This is a genomic window from Seonamhaeicola marinus, from assembly GCF_008085455.1.
In genome coordinates, this window is the sequence record NZ_VSDQ01000249.1 from 1 (window position 1) to 219 (window position 219).

The 219-nt window shown below is 43.8% G+C and carries 1 protein-coding gene; it reads left to right on the forward strand.

Annotated elements, in window-relative coordinates; genetic code table 11:
- Nucleotides 1–219, forward strand: a 219-nt coding sequence (locus FUA24_RS03795; RefSeq protein ID WP_148540135.1) for a hypothetical protein, incomplete at both ends; no start/stop codon positions are given.

A 219-nucleotide genomic window follows, 5' to 3' on the forward strand; every position in this document is an offset into this window, starting at 1 on the left:
CATGGACGTGTCTGTAGGTCCAGGGCGTGGTTCGGCAGCGGGTTCGGTAGCTGCTTATTGTTTATGGATTACCAACATAGACCCCATGAAGTACGATTTGCTTTTTGAGCGTTTCTTAAATCCAGATCGTATTAGTATGCCCGATATCGATATCGATTTTGATGATGAAGGCCGAAGTAGAGTAATGGACTACGTAATAGAAAAATATGGTGCCAACCA